The sequence below is a fragment of the Pedobacter faecalis genome (genome assembly GCF_030182585.1).
GTDB lineage: Bacteria > Bacteroidota > Bacteroidia > Sphingobacteriales > Sphingobacteriaceae > Pedobacter > Pedobacter faecalis.
Genome location: NZ_JARXOW010000001.1, coordinates 342,235 through 359,996, shown reverse-complemented (window position 1 = coordinate 359,996; position 17,762 = coordinate 342,235). Strand labels below are relative to the sequence as shown.

The following is a 17,762-nucleotide window of genomic DNA, read 5'->3' as shown; positions in this document are numbered from 1 at the left end:
AACAACAATATGATACTACTTGAACGCCCCCTCTTTATGAAGCAGGTTAAAATAGTTGTCGAGTGGTATCCCCAAACTCGTTTCTAGAGCTTGCTGCAAGTCCTTAGGCTGGGGATGTTTATGTTTCCATTTGCTGAAATAGCTCTTAAATGCAGCGTCCATTTTCTCTCTACCCACCTGACTTTCCAGGATGAATAGCCACAACGCTGTCTTCACATAAGAGATAAGCCCATACTCTTCAGACGATTTAAATTGGTCGGCCGGTATATCAATTGGGGAATCCATCGGAACGCTGCTCAGCGCACCGTAAAGACTTTGCAGAAACTCCCTTTCAGGAAGGGCTCGGATCTCCGCCGGTATTGCATCCCCGAATAGTGAATTCAATCTATATTTTTCAGCCTCATATCTAAACTGGAAGTAGGTATTAAGACCTTCGTCCAGCCAGGTATGCTTGCGCTCATTCGATCCCAGCATACTCATAAACCAGTTATGCCCAACCTCGTGTGCAATCACCGCATCGAGCGACTCCTTTTTGGCGTCCGGACTGGTAATCAATGTGATCATTGGATACTCCATACCCCCGCTTGAATTGTTTGCCGGCCCCTCAACAACCTGTACTACCGGATACTCATACTCTCCAATCCAACCGCTGTATTTCTTAACAGCATCTTTTGTATAATCAATGCTATTATTCCAGATCGTTGGGGTTTTATCGTGATAGTAATTAAAAACATCAATGATCTTTCCTGAACCAAGCTTTGCCGTATCGTACTGTATCACAAACTTTTTGTCGGCAAACCAGGCAAAATCGGGAACGTTTTCTGCTACGTAAGTCAACGTTTTAGTGGCAGCCTTGCCCGATGGAACATATAACTGCGGACGCTTGGTTCTGTTCGAAGCATTGCTTGCGCCGATTTTCTTATACTGGGCAAGTTCCGCTGCCGACTTCAGTTCACCCGTTGCACCAACCACATAAGCGGAGGGGACTGTAATATTCACCCTGAAGTTGCCATAATCAGCATAAAACTCCCCCATGTCAAGGTAAGGAAACTCATGCCAACCGTCCTTATCATAAACTGCAGGTTTAGGGTACCACTGGCAAGCCATAAACTGACCATCAGCAAAGCCCGACCTAGAAAAATACGATGGCAGCTTTACCCGGAAGTCGGTTGTAATAACCACCGAATCTCCAGGTTTAAGCGGATTGTTGAGTTTAACCTTCAACACATCAATATACTGCGGATTCGGATGGGGCTCCGTGCCGGCAACCTTACCATCCGCCTTAAAAGATAATTGATCGATATAGCCATGCGTAACGTTCCCAGCCTTTTTTACGCGAGCGGTATCATTCTTAATCTGCTTAAACAGCGCCGTCGAATCGTGCTTGTAAGCATTTGGCCATATATGAAACCAGATAAAATCAAGCGTCTGCGGCGAATTGTTTTTGTAAACGATCTTTTCAAATCCTTTAAGCGACTTGTCCTGATCATTCAGCGTTACATCGATGTTGTAGTTAACCTGCTGCTGCCAGTAATTTTCCTGTCCGAACGCAACAGCGCTTATCGAAAAGATAAGCATAAATAAGAATTTTCTCATGCGGTTTTAAACGAATCCCCCGGGTTTTTAGTACCCAAATATATAACAACTGAAACTATTATATGTTCTCCATGTTTCTATATAAATCAAAATATATTCACTATGAAAAATCTTTCAAGCCTTATCGTATTGGGCGCCGCACTGCTCCTTTCTTCCTGCGCTGGCGGCAACCACGAAATTGCCTCAGCGAAATTGTCTGCTACGGCCGATAACAAAGAAATGGGGATGGCCACCTTCTATGCCGAAGATGACAACAAAATCAGGATGGAACTTGAAATTAACTATCCGGCGCGGGCCGACAGTATTGTGGCCGTACACTTCCATGAACACGGCGATTGTGGCAATATGGGCGAAAATGCCCACGGCCACTGGAACCCCACAAAGGAACCCCATGGCAGATGGGATTCTGGAGCCCACCACTCAGGGGACATTGGGAACATACAGCTGGACAGCAACGGAAAAGGTCACATCAGTGTGGTAACCGACCGGTGGACAGTCACAGAAAATGATGTAAACAGCATTATTGGCAGAGGAATTATCGTACATGGCGGAACCGACGACTACACCACTCAGCCAACCGGCAACTCTGGTCCGCGAGTAGGCTGTGGCGTCATCGAGAAAAAATAATTTTACAAACCATTGCGAAGTCGAGATGTTAGACAAATACATCAAAACCTTTAATGACATGGAAAACAATAAAGTAAATGCAGAAATTCTAAATGATCTGATCCAGATCAACAACGACAGAGTTGCCGGATATCAGAAAGCAATTGAAGAGCTCCGCGACGAAGACAGCGATCTTAAGACACTGTTCACCGAAATGATCGTTCAAAGTCAGCGCCTCAAAGCAGAACTTGCACAGGAAGTACAGGTACTTGGATCTGATGTTGAAACCGGTACAACCAATTCCGGAAAAATATACCGTGCCTGGATGGATGTAAAAGCGATGTTTACAGGACACGATCGCGAGACAGTACTAAACAACTGCGAATTCGGGGAAGACGCCGCTCAAAAAGCATATCAAATGGCTTTGGAAGACGAAAGTCTGTCAGCACACCTTAGAACAATTGTATCGGAGCAAAAATTTGATCTTCGTGGATCGCATGATGAGATCAAAGCACTGCGCGATCACGTAAGTCACTAAAGCACTTAGTTAGTTCTTGTAAAGCTCAGGTTTGGTTAGTCCAGATCTGAGCTTTCGTATTCATAGACGCCCTTTATGCACTTGTTGAGGTAGGCGCCTTTCGATCTTGCAGTTTTGAGCGACAAATATGCACCCTGCGGTACATTTTTGTAATAATATACCTTTCCAGACTGAAACACCACCGTAAGTATTTTCAAACCGGCATCATAATCTATATGTTTAATAACGCTTGAAGGCATGCCTTTTGTAATAAACAAACCATTTTACATTGGGTTTAGTAAATAATGCAATCAAATCCTCTACTGGATTGTTATTCCTGTAAGCAAATATTCATATTATGAAACGGATATATAAATTGGGTTTGATTTTCGGTGCGGTGGTAACATGTATCGTTTCCTCCTGCAGCAGCACCAGACTGGTCTCCTCATGGAACGCCCCTGATGCCTCTTTGCGAGGCTTCAACAAAGTGCTTGTCATCGGGTTGATGGGCGACAGAGACAGGAATTTAAGAGAAAACACAGAAAATGTGATTGTCAAGCGCCTGCAGTCTTACGGAATAAACGCCGGTTCCGCCTATGCCGAATACGGACCCAAAGCTTTTGAAAAATTAGAAGAAAAAGCAGCCCTAAGCAAGCTCAAGGAAAAAGGCTACGATGGTGCATTTACCGTTGCCCTTCTGGATAAGAGCAAAGAAAAGCGATACACTCCGGGAATGATGGGCATATACCCCGGCCCTTACCGGTTTTGGGGATACTATAACATGATGTATACCCGCATTTACGAACCAGGATATTACACGGTCACAAACAACTTTATGCTGGAGGCAAATTTCTATGACCTGAATGCAGACAAGCTCCTTTACTCCGGGCAGGCCAGATCTGTAGATCCTGCAAGTCCACAATCCCTAGCCACCGAATTCAGTGATAAAATATTTAACGACATGACCCAAAAGGGGATTATAAAACAAGCCGAATAAATATGAAGATATTCCCGATCACGTTTACCGTAGGCTGTCTTGAGCTTGACGCCATTGTTACAGCCTCAGAAAACAACGACCGTTTTAAAGTTGAGATGGTAACGGGCGAGCCGCATCCCATTATCCTCAACCGTTGCCCCGAAGGCAACTGGAGTATTGAAAACTTCGGCACACGCAGCATGTCGGCCCAGGCTTTCCTTGACATCGAACAAGCCATCGAGAAACATCTTAACTTGTCAGCTGATTGAAGGGAAGGAAATGCCTTTTATCTTTCTGAACATCTCAACAGCATAGATATCCGTCATACCCGAAACGAAATCCAGTACACTCTGGATTTTGGAGTAAGGATCGGTGCTATCGGTTAGAAACTGCCTTGGAATAAGTTCTATGAGTTTTTTATGGTACTTCGACTTGTTCTCAAGATACGCGGGAATAAATTCCTCCAACAAACCCTCCATGACCTTGTAGCCCGCCACTTCAATCTGGACTACTGATGAATCGTTGTAAATGCGCTTCACAGATATGCGCTCAATATCTTTCATCACCGTATGGAAAGTAGCCGGAATAGCATCCATTAAACTTTTATTGAATTCGCCTGAAAGGATAGCCGTTTGCTCGTTGAAAAAAACCTCAGAACATAAGCCGATCAGCGTACTGATAGACTTGGCACGCATGAGCGTTATCCTCGCGTCATGATCGTCTATCTCAGCCAATCGCCTCTCTATATTGGCATCATTGCACAACGGCAGCAGCAACTGTTTAATCTCCTCGTAGCTAAGTATACCAAGGCGATGCGCATCCTCCAGATCAATAATATTGTAGCAAATATCGTCTGCAGCCTCGACAAGGTACACCAGCGGATGCCGCATATATACCGATGGATCCTGCTGCACATGAATAAGTCCCATTTCTATGGCCAGCTTCTCAAAAGTACTCTCCTCAGAAACAAAATATCCATACTTCTTCGTGTAGACCTTTGTCTTATCGTGACCAGCCAAAGATGCGCATGGATACTTCGCGATAGCGGCTAGTGTGGCGTACGTTAGCGCAAATCCACCCGACCCCTTACCCTTAAACTGATGCGTAAGTATCCTCAGGGCATTGGCGTTACCCTCAAAATGTATAAGGTCGTTCCACTGCTGCGCGTTCACCTGATCCTTATAGATACGCCCGCCGCCATTAATGAAGTAGGAAGATATGGCCGATTCCCCCGAATGGCCGAATGCAGGGTTCCCAAGGTCATGCGCCAGACAGGCCGATGCCACGATATTTCCAATTTCAGCAAGTAAAGGGCAAGTGTTGTCTATGTCAGGATCGCTGTCGCGCATCCGATTATAAAATATCGTGCCGAGCGAACGGCCCACACTTGCCACTTCAAGACTATGGGTAAGCCGATTATGCACAAAAACGCTCCCGGGCAAAGGAAAGACCTGAGTCTTATTTTGCAGTCTCCGAAAAGGAGATGAAAAAATAATCCGATCATAGTCGCGCTGAAATTCCGACCTCGCCTCTTTTTGATTGCCTTTGAAACGATCTTCGCTGCCCCATCGCTTTGCCGACAGCAGCTTCTCCCAGTTCATTGTTTGCGTATTCACGCCGCCAAAATAGAATTAATTTGTGGTGCTGACAAAATCAAAGCTATCCGGCACGAGAATTGTTAGTTTAAAGTCATATAACTTAGTGTATATTGTACACTATTGTTGCATTACTTATATTTGTCCTAACAAAAGCCTTTACGGAACGTAATAACAAGCTCACAAAGGCGTTTGATAGATAGAAAATAAATCACAATCTCATGTACTGGTACAGAGATTGTATTAAAAGAGAAAACCGTTCATACAGGTTTATATTTGGTTAGAAAAGGGTTGTGTCTGGATGGAACTACCCTTTTTTTATTTTATCTAATTTACCTCAAGATCATCTCTCGACGGAAGTTTAGGAAAAGGCGCATGAGGCTCACGCTGATACCAGTAGGCTACGGTCACAATATCGGATTTTTGCGGCAGATACCGTCCACCGTCACGCCATCCTAAGTCCTGAATAGTTACCTTAAGATCTTTATCAAAACGAATAGGATCCATAACATGCCAGCGATACATACCGAAGCGCTGCTGTGAGCGGTAAGTGCCGTCAGGACGGATTACCTGATGAAAGCCCGCATAAGGTGTGCTGAACTCAACATATTTACCGCCTCTGTCAAAATTATAAGAACCACAAAAGTAGTCCTCCGTACCTGTTCCGGCTATCGTCGGATAGGTTTTGTCGCCATCCATATAGAACTTAATCTCTCCTTCACCCCACCAGCCAACATTATTCACACCCAGCCCCATGTAGGTCCCCACATAATGTCCTTTACCCTTTATGCCGTCTATAATGGTGTGTACTGAGGTCAGGTTGGGATTACTACGCCTATATTGCGCATGAAAATAAGCCTCGTCTTCACCTACGGTCGTTAAAGTATAGTTCACCTGGTAATACAGTCGCATCTCGTCGCGCGGATTGATATTTTCGAGCGTAATCCGGCACTTCTTACGGAAAGGCATCTTCCAGTAACAGTTAAATGCACTTCCTGGATTAACGGTCACCGGCAAAGAGTTTAAAGGAGCGTATTCTCCCCATCCCATTCCAAAAAATGCGCCTACAGGACATTCTACAGATGCTTCCTTTTCGTCGTCCCAATAAAACCTGAGGATTGAAAACTGCCAGTTGCCTGTAGGAGTCATCCAGATTTGTTGAATAGCTCCGGGACCTTCCATTTCCGCAATGGTGATCGTTTCTCCACTTTTTACAATAATAAATGGATTCACTTTCCAGCCTACTCCCAGGTCGCGCGCAGCATCCGCAGCATTTGCCACATTACGCTGACCCTTCTGCTTCGCAGGATCAGCCATGGCAGCCTTTCCCTTTTCCCCGGTAAAATTTTCGGGACTTATAGAACGGGTTTTAGCATCAGACAATCTCGACAAACTGCCCAGGTTCATGTCAAGTCCGTTGAACTTTTCAGGCGTCTGCCCATCAGCGTGCGATACAGCAAATAATAATGCAGCGCAGGCGACTAACTTTTTCATATGGTTTTATTTGGTGTTTCGGAATATTCCGAAACCAATATAAAAACATTATCCTTAACTTGTATATTTGTATATGAACTACCTGAAGCACATCCTGATATTGGCCTGCGTGATGATCAGCATCGCAGCCTGCAAGAAAGATGAAGTTGAACCCTTCGATGAACTTGCACAGTTTCACATTGATACTACTGCCATAAGAGCCTACGTTAAAGCCAACAGTATTTCCGTTATAAAACAGGAAGATACCGGCATATTTTACCAGGTTACCACGGAAGGAGACGGTGAGGCCATTACACTGAACAGTTCCCTAACGGCCACCTATACAGGAAAAATATTAAACGGACCAGAGTTTGTAACCACCGGCTCAACACCAGAAACATTCTCTTTAAAGGGTGCTATGCTTGGGTGGCAGGCCATTCTTCCGCTTGTAAAAAAAGGCAGCACTGTCCGTATGTTCTTGCCATCCTTTTACGGTTACGGACATATTGCAAACGAACGGGTACCGGCAAATTCGGTGCTCGATTTCGTAGTCAATATTGCCAAAAACACGAATTAAGGTTTTCACCGGTAAATAGCGGGTCTTTACCGCCTCTCACTTACTGATGACCTTATGTGTATTCCCTCATGCTTACTTTTTCTTCATTTTTGAACCAGAGTTTGAAACAAATTATCTCATTCCAGGTCAAAGAAGAAATGAACACATCGATTTTTAAGACAAGTTTAACGCATAAGAGGGACATTAAAAAAATAGAGCCTGTTTTTGACATGCTGTTTGGAGAAAAAAACTGGCTCTTTGCTTTTGAAGACAGACTGCTAAGCGTGGTATCGTCTATACCATGCGTAGAAGTAGTCCGGTATCTGCTTAAAGAACGCGGCTACAACTGCGAAGAAGTGTCCTTTTACTAAATATATTCCTTTAGCCGGGTCAGGTTTGCTTTCCGGAGCTGGGAGATTGTGCTCGCGCGTATTTGCCTCACTCTCTCTTTACTTAGATCATTTCTTATGGCCACCTCTTCAAGCGTCATCGGACCTTCGCAGCCAATACCCATGATTTGCCTGAGAATATTGGCATCCCGCTTCCCAAGCGAAGCTAAAAGCCTCTCGGCTTCAACGCCAAGCGATGACTTTATCACAAGGTGATCCGCATCCAGCGTATTGGGATCGGCCAGTCCACCGCCAATATCAAGATCACTATCCTCAGAAACCTTTTCATCAAGCGACTTCATATGCCCGTCCTGCCCGAGTGTTTTCGCGATAATATCCGACTCTGTTTCCATCACTTCCGCCAATTCCTCTATCGTAGGCTCGCGTTCCAGCGATTGCTCAAGGCTAGCAGCATTATGCTTTATTTTATTTATGGTAAGTATCTGGTTCATAGGCAGCCTTATCATCCGCATGTGTTCGGATATTGCCGAAAGCATCGCCTGCCTGATCCACCAGACTGCATAAGATATAAACTTGAAGCCCTTACTTTCATCAAACATCCTGGCCGCCTTCATTAGACCCAGATTACCCTCACTCACCAGGTCACCGAGAGAAAGACCAACGCCCTGGTATTTTTTGGCGCAGGAGATAACAAACCTGAGATTGGCCTTAACAAGTTTCTCATATGCCTGCTCATCACCGAGTTTTATCTTTCTGGAAAGCCTGACCTCTTCATCAGCTGAAATCAGATCTATTTTGTTGATTTCACTTAAGTACCGGTTTAACGAATCGCTGTCCCGGTTTGTAAAAGATTTTTCGATACGTATTTCTCTCATCGCCGCGGTCCATTATATAGCCATATTATATTCAGCCTGTATTTTCCCAACACCAATTTCTGCTTCAAATTCCTGCATAACCTCTACCAGGAGCGCCACGCTTGATATGGGCAGCGCGTTATACAATGAAGCCCTGAACCCGCCAACGGTCCGGTAGCCTTTTATACCTACAATACCCCGGCTGGAGGCAAAGGAAAGAAAGGCCGGCTCCAATCCTTCATCATGCATTTTAAAAGTAACGTTCATTCTGGAGCGATGAGCCGGAGTAGCCAATCCGTAAAAGAGCGCGTTACGATCAATCTCCTGGTACAGCATTGCAGCTTTTTTCTTATTCTGATGCTCAATAGCCGGTATCCCACCCTGATCTTTAAGCCATAGCAGATTAAGCATCGCCGTATAAATGGAGAAAACAGGAGGGGTATTATACAAACTGTTATGGTCTTTATATACGCGATAGTCGCTCATAGCAGGTATGGCCTTATCAATTCTTTCCAGTAGCGCGTTTTTCACGATAACCAACGTCAGCCCCGCCGGACCCATATTTTTCTGTGCGCCAGCATAGATAAGGTCAAAATCACGTACGTTAATGATCCTGGAAAAAATATCTGACGACATATCGCATATCACAGGAACCTTAGTCTCTGGAAGATGAAACATCTCTGTACCCTCAATGGTGTTGTTGGATGTACAATGCAAATATGCCGCATCATGCGTCTCGTCAATATAATCCGGGATGTACGAGTAATCCTTGTCTGCAGAAGAGGCCACTACCCTAACCTTGCCGAATAAACTGGCTTCTCGGATCGCTTTTTGAGAAAAGTAACCCGTGTCCAGATAGTCGGCACGCGAACCCGGCTTCAGGAAATTCATCGGAACCATGTTAAACTGCGTACTGGCCCCGCCCTGAAGAAAAAGCACCGAGTAGCTATCGGGAACATGAAGAAGTTCCCTGATCAGGAGTTGTGTTTTAAGAATCACCGCCTCAAACTCAGGAGAGCGATGCGAAATTTCCAGGATAGACAGACCCATACCGTTCCAATCCAATACCGCCTGAGCTGCCCGTTCCGTGACCGACGCCGGTAAAATACAGGGGCCTGCACCAAAATTGTGTTTTTTCATGTTCAATAAGTCAGTTGAATAACAGAAACCCAGAGTTTCCGAGGATAAAGTTCAGAGGTTAAATTATTTATTACTTTATGTCTGTATCATTTTGGTAAAAAAAACGGAATCGAGACCAGAATCACCAATATTATTTGGTTAGACACTGTTTAATGCCTGAACGCAGAATTTAATTTTTAGCAAAATAAAAAGCCGGCCTAGATAATGTAAAATATACACTAAGTAATCACAATACATATATTTTGAGCAAAACGTCAAAATATTAGAATCCAATTGATTTGCAATATAACAGAGCATTTTATACATTTGGGCGTACTGACAGATACAACCAGACCTTACTAAAAGAAATACACTAAGCCAAAATCACCAGGATGCACAACCACAAACTTGATGAAACAGATTTCGACATTTTGCGTCTGGTACAACGCAACGCACTTTTATCTTATAAAGAAATAGGTTTTAAGATCAAACGCTCGGCAAACGCCATCTTTGAACGCGTAAAACGACTTAGGGAAGAGGGCTATATCAGATCTACCGTGGCTATGGTCGACTACAGCAAACTGGGACCTGTATTCATCGCATTTCCGCACATCAACCTTACGGCCCATTCAGAAGAGGCGATCATCAGCTTTCAAAAGACTGTTACCGCATATCCCGAGGTCATGGAATGCTATAACCTGACCGGGCACTACGACTTCATGCTTAAAATCATGATGCCAAACATGAACGCCTACAATGAGTTTCTAAAAACCAAGGTGGCAAACCTGCCCAACGTTGGCAGCATTCATAGTTTCCTGGTCCTGTCGGAGGTAAAAAAAGAAACCGCCTATCACTTTCTATAGCTATTTTTTAAACTCAATAACAGCCATTACAGGGAAATGATCCGACGGAAGTTTAGCCTCAAAGGCTTTCAAGCTCAGTTCCCTCGGAAAATTCCCCGAAGTATTCACGTCCCCTGCATCAGCCCGCGTAGCCCTGTAGCTATCTGTAAGCACACCATAGCGCTTTACCACCACCTGTTTAGTCAAAAATATGTGGTCGATCCGGCTATTCGTTTTAGAATTTATTTCAAAATGATTGAACGTGCCATTGGTGGCATAGCGGAACAGCGCCGTTTCGTAGGCATCACGCACCACATTTGAACCATTCATGATCTCATAGATTTCATTGGTCTGGTCTACATTAAAATCACCGGTCAAAATCACCGTCTCATTGGAAGCAAACTCGCTGATTTTTGCCATAATGAGCTTTGCACTTTCTCTGCGTGCTTTAATGCCTACATGGTCGAAATGCGTGTTAAAAAAGTAAAATTTGGTTCCCGTTTCAATATGCTGAAATTCACCCCATGTGCATATTCTTGGCAACGCGGCGTCCCATCCCCTGTTGGGGCTATCCGTTTTTTCCGACAGCCAGAAATTGCCGCTCTGCAGCAGCCTGAACTTTTCCGGTTTATAAAAAATAGCGGCATGCTCGCCCGACTTTTTCCCGTCGTTGCGGCCTACACCGATATACTTATACTCCTGAAGCTTAACCGACAAATCCTCCAGCTGTTCATGAAGTCCCTCCTGTGTACCGAAGATATCGAAGTCATGAAACCGTATCAGATCTGCAACAACAGGCATGCGCTGATCCCAGCCATTTCCATTTTTGGCATCGCCACTGTTTTTATATCTGATATTAAACGTGGCCACATTCAATTGCTGCGCAAACGAACCGTTCACCGCAAAAACCAACCCCAACAAGAAAACTGATACTTTTTTTAGCATAGCACAAGATAGTAAATTAATGGGAGCCAACCAGCGCAGCAACAGTCTGATAAGTCAAACCCTCATAATTATGTATATAAAGGTCGCATGGAGGAAGTTCCTCCTTGGCATGTGATGTTAACACCCCGACTACTTTCATTCCGGCATTTAGCGCAGCGGATACACCAGAAAAAGAATCTTCGAACACCACACAATTATCCGGACTTACACCCAGATTCTTCGCCGAAGTTAGATATACCTCCGGGTCTGGTTTATGGCGGCTTACATCTTCGCTAGCCATAATAGAGCCCAGTTTTTCGCGGATCAACACTTTACTTAAGATCAGCAACAAATTGGCCATAGGCGCAGAAGTGGCTACCCCTATTTTAGCACCATTCAGGTGCAGATCATCTATAAAACCCTCCAATCCCCCTACCGGCTCAACATGAGGCTCATAAATTTTTCTAAACAAGCTTTCTTTCTCATCCTCCAGCTCAAGCAACTCCTGTCCGCTAATAGGCCGCTTCAGGAAATGACTTAAAATATAGCTGTTGCTTTTGCCAAACATATGCTGGGCAAACTCTTCGTCGGTGGGCGACAAATCCCTCAAAGAAAAAAACTCACGGAAGGCAATAGAATGGTAAGGGTTTGTGTGACAGATCACTCCGTCCATATCAAAGATTACAGCTAGATTTTTATTCATTAAACAAAGATAAGCATGTTTTTTATAATACTTTTTCTATATTTGCGCCCATTAAACGTTATCGTTTAGTCATGCCCGGATGGCGAAATTGGTAAACGTTGCGGTCTCAGAAGCCGTTGGAGTAATATCCTTGAGAGTTCGAGTCTCTCTTCGGGCACAAAGGGAACAACCCGCAGGTTGTTCCCTTTTTTATTAGGCTTATCTTTTAAAAATCAACCTCATCAGGATTCAATCCAGACCCGCCTATATACGGGAAAGCATTGATCCGTTGCATATCCTCCTCGCTGATCGCAAAATCGACTTCAAGGTTTTGCTTTATCCGCTCGGGAGTTACAGATTTAGGCAATGGCAAAGTACCGTTCTGCAGGCACCACCGCACACATAACTGCGCAACGGATACATCATATTTCGCAGCAATCTCTTTCAAGTCAGCATTGTCAAGCATCCGGCCCGTACCAAGCGGTCCCCAGGCCTCGATCAAAATATTATTATCGCGACACAGGGAGACCGTCTCCTCCTGCATTTGTCCCGGATGAAACTCGATCTGGTTTACCATAGGCATAACCTCCGCTTCCGGAATCAATGCCTCCAAATGGTGTGGCAAAAAGTTGCTTACTCCAATCGCTCTGATCCGCTTTTGCTTATACAACTCTTCAAAAGCCCTCCAAGTCTGCTCGTTCAGTCGCTGCCAGTTGGCAAACTGCTTTTCATTGGCAGGCCAGTGAATCAGGTAAAGATCAAGATATTCCAAACCAAGATCGGCAAGCGACTTCTCGAAAGCCCATATCGTTTTGTCATAACCGCGCTCACTGTTCCACAACTTACTGGTTACAAAAATATCCTTCCGCGCCACACCCGATTCGGCGATTGCCTTTCCTACGCTATGTTCATTCTGATAAACCGCTGCAGTGTCAATATGCCGGTATCCGTATTCCAATGCTGCTTTCACAGCCGATACCGCAGTTTCGCCATCTGGTGTTTGCCATGTTCCAAAGCCTATAGCGGGGATCTCTACCCCGTTCACCAATGTATATTTTGTGTTTATAGATTCCATACCAGTAATTACATGAACCATTTAAAATTGTTTGAAGTTTTGATAAAAGCTACCTGATCGGAGGCGGTGGCGTTGCCCGGAACGGCAGCTCCCTCCTAAGCATCTTACCAGCATGGCCGCTAAGATACAAATAGTAGTCAGACGGTATATCCGCTTCAAAACTAACAAATGTACTCGCGCCTACCGGCGGATTCTTAGAAACCTTGAAAATCGCCGTAGCTTCATCAATCTCGTCAAACATCGCGATATATATTGACTGCGCACCCTGCCTTACCGCGCCCTCAATCTGTTTCCAGAAGAAGGTACCACGCTCACGCGGAATCTGATCAGATGGGGCCGAACTATTCATGTTATGCCAGCTAAAGCCAGGAAATACTACCGCCGTATAATCCAGCCCATTAGCCTTACACCATGCCATATCCTCACGCTGCACCCCGGCATATCGCTCATAGCCAGCCTCATCTCCATACCGCCCGATGGTCCATGGATGCACAATATCAGCCTTCCTGATCAGCTCATGCAGAAGCGGATTGTTCTCAGTGTCATCTCTCATTTCCCGCCAATACGTTGGTACACCCAGCATCACCGAACAGCCCCCATATACCGGGTCATTTTTTAGGAAATCTACCACGCTCGCCACATCTTCAATCGAGTATTTACGCTTGTCGTTAAAGCCTACCCCCCATATCACCACCAGCGGCTTACCTCTATGAAACAAGTAGGTTTGCTTTTTACCCTGCCGGGTGATCTTCATGCTATCCACCAGATTCTTCCAGTCGTCGATAAGCACCTGCATATCTACCATGCCCTGGCATCCCGATAGATCGTACATTACAGAGATAGCCCTACCGTATTTCTGCGAAGCGCCCAGCGCGTTCTGCAAGACCCGGTTAAAATGATGCCGACCCCTCTTCTCTTTTATTTCTACAACAAACCGTTGCATAAACACGCCGTCGACACCGTAATCCTTCATCCATTTAAAATGCGTATCGACGGTCGACGAATCATAGGCACTGTGCACAAAAGCCGGACTGCCATCAGCATGCTTAAAATTGGTCTGATACGTACGTTTTAGCTCGCCGACCTCGGGCCACAGATCAACGTTGGTAAAGCCCGGTTCAAACTTTCCCTGCCGCGTGTAATGATACCAGCCACGACCAGCCCCATCAGCCTCTGCGTTGTGCCAGCCCTGATAACCCGCCATAACCAGTCGCGAGTAGCTCTTAAACAACCCAGCCTTACCATGCCTGCTCTGTGCCTGCACCATACCATACGGCAGCGACACCACGAGCAACAGCGCAACTACAACAACATTTTGTTTCATAGCCTGAATATAAAAAAAGCACCGTGTAAACACGATGCTTTAAACTAAAAACACTGGCAAAACTTATTTGGCCTTTTGCTTCAACTGGTTTAGCTGAACCTTAAGGCTTTCTATCTGCTCCTGCTGCTCTTTTATAGCAGCCACAAGCATAGGAATGAGCTCCTTCGTATCCACTTCACTGTACGTAGCAACCTTATGGCTGTTTTTGCCCGAAGGATACTGCTTAGAAGTTTGTTTCACCAACCCAGGGAAAGCCGCGGCAACATCACTAGCCAGAAAACCATAATGCTCACCGGCAGGTAAATTCAGATGCTTAAACTTCTCCACATCATATTTAAAAACAACAGGCTGTAGACTGGTCAGCTGGCGGGTTGTATTCGAAATCTGACCCACACCAATCTTCAGCTCCTTTTCATCGATTTTCTGTGCATTCGCACCAACAGCAGTCACACTCAGTAAAAGTCCCATCAAAGAAACTTTACCCAACATTGGATATTTCATAAAGTATAATTTAAATGATTAATAAAATTTAAAAGAAAATTAGTCGCGCTATTTAAACAGCGGCACCGTCCGGAGGCGGACAAGACGTAGAAAGATGAACCGTCAGGGTATTCGGATTACCCCGTCCATCAAAGGTTGAAAACAGAACAACAAAGGGGACGGTAGCCGCCACCTCAGCATAAAGTTCATCAGGATATTCCGTCAGTTTATTTTCTTTAGAATCCTCATCAGGAACCTCGTCCGAAGACTGGTCTACATGATAGGCGTAAGCAGGCAAACCAGAATCAGCAATCAGATCTACTCCTTTTGCCAAAACAAATGATAACAACAAGAAAATGCCTGCTATTTTACTTAGCATAGTATTCGTCGTTTAACTTATAATTGGTTGCTCTTGCTAACAAATATACAGTATAACAACTCAGTTGCAAACATCGTTTTGTAAAAATTCCCGCCTGCAAAGCGATGCCAATACAGCACATACAAACCGACATCAAACTTTTTAAAATTTTTATAGCAAAATAAACATTTAATTCTATCTTTGCACCTCCTCAAAAGGGGAATGATTCCGTAGCTCAGCTGGTAGAGCATTACACTTTTAATGTAGTGGTCCTGGGTTCGAATCCCAGCGGGATCACGTCTTGGGACAAATCTGAATATATGGATTTGTCCCATTTTTTTACCCTCCAATTTCCTGTTAATCTGACAAATAAAAGCAATAGCAGAACCTAGCCTCAGAGTTCGATGTCTTGTTCCATCAAATCCCAACCATTCAGTGCGACACCTTGAATTCATCCCTTAAATAATGAAGTTCATCGGAAAGTCGGAATAAATAAAACACATCCTTGATACCTAAAATATATTTTTGGACAATGATTCGAATAAAAAACATTAATATAAAGAGACTCACAATCTTCTTTTTTTCGACACTGGTATATGCCCTTTGTCAAATGCTTTTTACCATTGTTTTAATGAAAGAAGATTTATGGCGAAATTTTCATATACAGCTATCAGCCCATTATGTGGTAATCTTTGCTATGTGTATAGCCGATTACACCTTATTAAGGTTTTTAAATAAAAACCTACCTTATTCAAAGAATATATTCTTGCGAATTATGGCAGATATTATGGGGATAACCTTGATATGCCTGATATTACTATGGGCATTTAATTTTCTGATTTATGACGTATTCCGCATTCCCCAGGAGGGACTGCCCCCGTTCCACGTTAAGTTTGCTTTTGCCATGTCAACAAATATTCCTATTCTGTTGGTCTTTGAGTTGATCCATTATTTCCAGTCTGAACAGAAAGCGATAGCCGATTCAGAAAAAGCCAAACGTGAGGTTCTGCTGTTTCAGCACGAGACATTGAGATCACAGATAAACCCTCATTTCCTGTTTAATTCCCTTAATGTATTGTCATCTTTGATATATATAAATCAGGAAAATGCCAACAAGTTCACGAAAGCTCTCTCAAAAAACTATCGCTATGTACTGTCCCTCACGCAACAACCGATAGTGTCCATTACGGAAGAATTGAATGCTTTGGATTCGTATATATTCCTCATGCGGATGAGATTCGAGAACTCCTTTACTTTTACGGTAAACAAAATATCGCCCAATAAACAGCATAAGATTATCCCCCTAACGCTGCAGCTGCTTATAGAAAATGCATTCAAGCACAATATCGCAACGGAAGAATCAACATTAAATATCACAATCAATATTGATTACGAACATATCACAGTCGAAAACAACATCCAGCCATCGGGCAGTGCTGATAAAGGTGGAATCGGGCTAAAATACATTACCAGGCAGTATAAAATCTATGCTAAAGAAGTTATGGTTGATCATACCGAGGAATTGTTTATTGTAAAAATCCCCTACATACAGTCATGAAATACCTGATCGTAGAAGATGAGCGGTTTGCATACGAAGAACTGAAACGTATGATGATGAAGTTACGTCCAGACTATCTCTTGGAAATGCAAACGAAAACGGTCATAGATACCATTGGTTTTCTGAAAGAATCTGTTGTCGATCTTATTCTTATGGATATCCGTCTTGCAGATGGCAACTGCTTCGAAATATTTAGCCATGTAGATGTTACAACACCTGTTATATTTACAACAGCTTACGATGAACATGCTATTGCGGCGTTTAAACTGAACAGTATCGATTACCTCCTAAAACCATTTGATGAAAGTGAACTGGAAACAGCGCTAAACAAATTTGAGCATATATTCTATAGCCGATCTTATAAAAGCGATCCGAAGAACTTTGAGCAACTACTATCGCTCAAGACCAAAAACCGTTTCCTGATATCCAAAGGTGAAAACTATCATTATATTGAAACCAAGGATATTGCCCATTTTTACAGTGAAGACGGGGTCATCTTCCTCCACACGTTCAACGACAGGCGGTATATCATTAATTATACTTTAGATCAATTGGATCAACAGCTTGATGGCCGATTGTTTTTCCGGGTGTCGCGTAATTGCATCGGGAATGTCAAAGCCATTGAAAATGTTGCAAAATACTTTAACAGCCGTCTTAAACTTTCCTTTTCGCCGGAATGCCCACATGAGGTCTTGGTTAGTCGGATGCGAGTACCAGACTTTCTCAAATGGATGGACGGTATCCTACAATAGCTTGATACAGAAAATCCATCTCCTTTATATTGCACTTCATTTAGCAAAATCTAAAGTCTATCGCTTAGAGATTTCTTGATCGCAGCGTTCGCCGTTCTTTTGCCCAAAGAAATAAATAAGTATAA

At 43.9% G+C, this 17,762-nt stretch carries 21 protein-coding genes and 2 tRNA genes; 11 read left to right on the top strand and 12 right to left on the bottom strand.

Annotated features, from left to right (window positions below):
- Positions 1-15: 15 nt before the first annotated feature.
- Positions 16-1,596, bottom strand: a complete 1,581-nt coding sequence (locus tag QEP07_RS01650; RefSeq protein ID WP_285008222.1) for a M1 family metallopeptidase — start codon at positions 1,594-1,596, stop codon at positions 16-18.
- A 102-nt stretch (positions 1,597-1,698) separates the two neighbouring features.
- On the opposite strand from QEP07_RS01650, the gene QEP07_RS01645 reads away from it, so the two are divergent.
- Together QEP07_RS01645 and QEP07_RS01640 are read left to right on the top strand one after the other, a co-directional pair.
- Positions 1,699-2,223 carry a superoxide dismutase family protein gene (locus QEP07_RS01645; RefSeq protein ID WP_285008221.1) on the top strand — a complete coding sequence of 175 codons (525 nt, stop codon included), beginning with the start codon at positions 1,699-1,701 and terminating at the stop codon, positions 2,221-2,223.
- A gap of 58 nt (positions 2,224-2,281) precedes the next feature.
- Positions 2,282-2,740, top strand: coding sequence for a ferritin-like domain-containing protein (locus QEP07_RS01640; protein ID WP_256006200.1), 459 nt, complete (start codon positions 2,282-2,284; stop codon positions 2,738-2,740).
- Positions 2,741-2,775: 35 nt separating this feature from the next.
- Here QEP07_RS01640 and QEP07_RS01635 read toward each other — a convergent pair whose 3' ends face one another.
- Positions 2,776-2,979: a KTSC domain-containing protein gene (locus tag QEP07_RS01635; protein WP_285008220.1), complete on the bottom strand. Its 204-nt coding sequence runs from the start codon at positions 2,977-2,979 to the stop codon at positions 2,776-2,778.
- Positions 2,980-3,077: 98 nt separating this feature from the next.
- Between QEP07_RS01635 and QEP07_RS01630 the strand changes: the two genes are divergently transcribed.
- On the top strand, positions 3,078-3,716 hold the full coding sequence (locus QEP07_RS01630) for a DUF4136 domain-containing protein (RefSeq protein ID WP_285008219.1): 639 nt from the start codon (positions 3,078-3,080) through the stop codon (positions 3,714-3,716).
- 2 nt (positions 3,717-3,718) lie between these two features.
- Positions 3,719-3,964 carry a hypothetical protein gene (locus QEP07_RS01625; RefSeq protein WP_256006206.1) on the top strand — a complete coding sequence of 82 codons (246 nt, stop codon included), beginning with the start codon at positions 3,719-3,721 and terminating at the stop codon, positions 3,962-3,964.
- Here QEP07_RS01625 and QEP07_RS01620 read toward each other — a convergent pair.
- Both QEP07_RS01620 and QEP07_RS01615 read right to left on the bottom strand, forming a co-directional pair.
- Positions 3,953-5,296 (bottom strand): deoxyguanosinetriphosphate triphosphohydrolase, encoded by a 1,344-nt coding sequence (locus QEP07_RS01620; RefSeq protein WP_285008218.1) that lies wholly within the window; start codon positions 5,294-5,296, stop codon positions 3,953-3,955. The genes QEP07_RS01625 and QEP07_RS01620 overlap by 12 nt on opposite strands.
- A 321-nt stretch (positions 5,297-5,617) precedes the next feature.
- On the bottom strand, positions 5,618-6,784 hold the full coding sequence (locus tag QEP07_RS01615; RefSeq protein WP_285008217.1) for a glycoside hydrolase family 172 protein: 1,167 nt from the start codon (positions 6,782-6,784) through the stop codon (positions 5,618-5,620).
- A gap of 73 nt (positions 6,785-6,857) precedes the next feature.
- On the opposite strand from QEP07_RS01615, the gene QEP07_RS01610 reads away from it, so the two are divergent.
- On the top strand, positions 6,858-7,340 hold the full coding sequence (locus QEP07_RS01610; protein ID WP_285008216.1) for an FKBP-type peptidyl-prolyl cis-trans isomerase: 483 nt from the start codon (positions 6,858-6,860) through the stop codon (positions 7,338-7,340).
- A 137-nt stretch (positions 7,341-7,477) separates the two neighbouring features.
- Positions 7,478-7,690, top strand: a complete 213-nt coding sequence (locus QEP07_RS01605) for a hypothetical protein (RefSeq protein WP_256006213.1) — start codon at positions 7,478-7,480, stop codon at positions 7,688-7,690.
- Here QEP07_RS01605 and QEP07_RS01600 read toward each other — a convergent pair.
- Both QEP07_RS01600 and serC read right to left on the bottom strand, forming a co-directional pair.
- The gene (locus QEP07_RS01600) at positions 7,687-8,544 is read right to left on the bottom strand and encodes a sigma-70 family RNA polymerase sigma factor (RefSeq protein ID WP_285008215.1); all 858 of its coding nucleotides are present in this window, start codon (positions 8,542-8,544) and stop codon (positions 7,687-7,689) included. The genes QEP07_RS01605 and QEP07_RS01600 overlap by 4 nt on opposite strands.
- Before the next feature lie 12 nt (positions 8,545-8,556).
- Complete coding sequence (serC, locus tag QEP07_RS01595) at positions 8,557-9,663, bottom strand: 3-phosphoserine/phosphohydroxythreonine transaminase (RefSeq protein WP_285008214.1); 1,107 nt, start codon at positions 9,661-9,663, stop codon at positions 8,557-8,559.
- A 371-nt stretch (positions 9,664-10,034) separates the two neighbouring features.
- Here serC and QEP07_RS01590 point away from each other — a divergent pair, with 371 nt between their 5' ends.
- A complete protein-coding gene (locus QEP07_RS01590; protein ID WP_256006219.1) occupies positions 10,035-10,505 on the top strand; it encodes an Lrp/AsnC family transcriptional regulator in 471 nt (156 codons plus the stop codon).
- Here the strand turns inward: QEP07_RS01590 and QEP07_RS01585 are convergent, their stop codons facing one another.
- Both QEP07_RS01585 and QEP07_RS01580 read right to left on the bottom strand, forming a co-directional pair.
- Positions 10,506-11,429, bottom strand: a complete 924-nt coding sequence (locus tag QEP07_RS01585; RefSeq protein WP_285008213.1) for an endonuclease/exonuclease/phosphatase family protein — start codon at positions 11,427-11,429, stop codon at positions 10,506-10,508.
- A 16-nt stretch (positions 11,430-11,445) separates the two neighbouring features.
- Entirely contained in the window at positions 11,446-12,111 is a 666-nt protein-coding gene (locus QEP07_RS01580; protein ID WP_285008212.1) for an HAD family hydrolase, read from the bottom strand.
- A gap of 73 nt (positions 12,112-12,184) precedes the next feature.
- Between QEP07_RS01580 and QEP07_RS01575 the strand changes: the two genes are divergently transcribed.
- A tRNA-Leu gene (locus tag QEP07_RS01575) sits at positions 12,185-12,268 on the top strand.
- A 48-nt stretch (positions 12,269-12,316) separates the two neighbouring features.
- On the opposite strand, the gene QEP07_RS01570 is transcribed toward QEP07_RS01575, so the two are convergent.
- From QEP07_RS01570 to QEP07_RS01555, 4 genes are all read right to left on the bottom strand, one after another.
- Positions 12,317-13,186: an aldo/keto reductase gene (locus QEP07_RS01570; protein ID WP_285008211.1), complete on the bottom strand. Its 870-nt coding sequence runs from the start codon at positions 13,184-13,186 to the stop codon at positions 12,317-12,319.
- 28 nt (positions 13,187-13,214) lie between these two features.
- Entirely contained in the window at positions 13,215-14,489 is a 1,275-nt protein-coding gene (locus QEP07_RS01565) for a glycoside hydrolase family 99 protein (RefSeq protein WP_285008210.1), read from the bottom strand.
- Between the two features lie 63 nt (positions 14,490-14,552).
- Positions 14,553-14,990, bottom strand: a complete 438-nt coding sequence (locus tag QEP07_RS01560; RefSeq protein ID WP_285008209.1) for a tail fiber domain-containing protein — start codon at positions 14,988-14,990, stop codon at positions 14,553-14,555.
- Between the two features lie 52 nt (positions 14,991-15,042).
- Positions 15,043-15,348 (bottom strand): hypothetical protein, encoded by a 306-nt coding sequence (locus QEP07_RS01555; protein ID WP_285008208.1) that lies wholly within the window; start codon positions 15,346-15,348, stop codon positions 15,043-15,045.
- 203 nt (positions 15,349-15,551) lie between these two features.
- On the opposite strand from QEP07_RS01555, the gene QEP07_RS01550 reads away from it, so the two are divergent.
- The 3 genes from QEP07_RS01550 to QEP07_RS01540 all read left to right on the top strand — a co-directional run bounded on the left by QEP07_RS01550 (position 15,552) and on the right by QEP07_RS01540 (position 17,637).
- Positions 15,552-15,624: transfer RNA gene (locus QEP07_RS01550), tRNA-Lys, on the top strand.
- Between the two features lie 478 nt (positions 15,625-16,102).
- Complete coding sequence (locus tag QEP07_RS01545; RefSeq protein WP_285008207.1) at positions 16,103-16,885, top strand: sensor histidine kinase; 783 nt, start codon at positions 16,103-16,105, stop codon at positions 16,883-16,885.
- Positions 16,882-17,637, top strand: coding sequence for a LytR/AlgR family response regulator transcription factor (locus tag QEP07_RS01540; protein ID WP_285008206.1), 756 nt, complete (start codon positions 16,882-16,884; stop codon positions 17,635-17,637). The genes QEP07_RS01545 and QEP07_RS01540 overlap by 4 nt, the downstream gene beginning before the upstream one ends.
- Positions 17,638-17,762 lie beyond the last annotated feature (125 nt).

Bases quoted from the DNA above. Each gene is read 5' to 3' on its own strand.
- QEP07_RS01610 (WP_285008216.1), top strand. From the start codon at position 6,858: ATGAACTACCTGAAGCACATCCTGATATTGGCCTGCGTGATGATCAGC.
- QEP07_RS01560 (WP_285008209.1), bottom strand. From the start codon at position 14,990: ATGAAATATCCAATGTTGGGTAAAGTTTCTTTGATGGGACTTTTACTG.
- QEP07_RS01620 (WP_285008218.1), bottom strand. From the start codon at position 5,296: ATGAACTGGGAGAAGCTGCTGTCGGCAAAGCGATGGGGCAGCGAAGAT.
- QEP07_RS01565 (WP_285008210.1), bottom strand. From the start codon at position 14,489: ATGAAACAAAATGTTGTTGTAGTTGCGCTGTTGCTCGTGGTGTCGCTG.
- serC (WP_285008214.1), bottom strand. From the start codon at position 9,663: ATGAAAAAACACAATTTTGGTGCAGGCCCCTGTATTTTACCGGCGTCG.
- QEP07_RS01590 (WP_256006219.1), top strand. From the start codon at position 10,035: ATGCACAACCACAAACTTGATGAAACAGATTTCGACATTTTGCGTCTG.
- QEP07_RS01545 (WP_285008207.1), top strand. From the start codon at position 16,103: ATGGCAGATATTATGGGGATAACCTTGATATGCCTGATATTACTATGG.
- QEP07_RS01615 (WP_285008217.1), bottom strand. From the start codon at position 6,784: ATGAAAAAGTTAGTCGCCTGCGCTGCATTATTATTTGCTGTATCGCAC.
- QEP07_RS01580 (WP_285008212.1), bottom strand. From the start codon at position 12,111: ATGAATAAAAATCTAGCTGTAATCTTTGATATGGACGGAGTGATCTGT.
- QEP07_RS01630 (WP_285008219.1), top strand. From the start codon at position 3,078: ATGAAACGGATATATAAATTGGGTTTGATTTTCGGTGCGGTGGTAACA.
- QEP07_RS01625 (WP_256006206.1), top strand. From the start codon at position 3,719: ATGAAGATATTCCCGATCACGTTTACCGTAGGCTGTCTTGAGCTTGAC.
- QEP07_RS01640 (WP_256006200.1), top strand. From the start codon at position 2,282: ATGGAAAACAATAAAGTAAATGCAGAAATTCTAAATGATCTGATCCAG.
- QEP07_RS01645 (WP_285008221.1), top strand. From the start codon at position 1,699: ATGAAAAATCTTTCAAGCCTTATCGTATTGGGCGCCGCACTGCTCCTT.
- QEP07_RS01570 (WP_285008211.1), bottom strand. From the start codon at position 13,186: ATGGTTCATGTAATTACTGGTATGGAATCTATAAACACAAAATATACA.
- QEP07_RS01585 (WP_285008213.1), bottom strand. From the start codon at position 11,429: ATGCTAAAAAAAGTATCAGTTTTCTTGTTGGGGTTGGTTTTTGCGGTG.
- QEP07_RS01635 (WP_285008220.1), bottom strand. From the start codon at position 2,979: ATGCCTTCAAGCGTTATTAAACATATAGATTATGATGCCGGTTTGAAA.
- QEP07_RS01605 (WP_256006213.1), top strand. From the start codon at position 7,478: ATGAACACATCGATTTTTAAGACAAGTTTAACGCATAAGAGGGACATT.
- QEP07_RS01555 (WP_285008208.1), bottom strand. From the start codon at position 15,348: ATGCTAAGTAAAATAGCAGGCATTTTCTTGTTGTTATCATTTGTTTTG.
- QEP07_RS01600 (WP_285008215.1), bottom strand. From the start codon at position 8,544: ATGAGAGAAATACGTATCGAAAAATCTTTTACAAACCGGGACAGCGAT.
- QEP07_RS01650 (WP_285008222.1), bottom strand. From the start codon at position 1,596: ATGAGAAAATTCTTATTTATGCTTATCTTTTCGATAAGCGCTGTTGCG.
- QEP07_RS01540 (WP_285008206.1), top strand. From the start codon at position 16,882: ATGAAATACCTGATCGTAGAAGATGAGCGGTTTGCATACGAAGAACTG.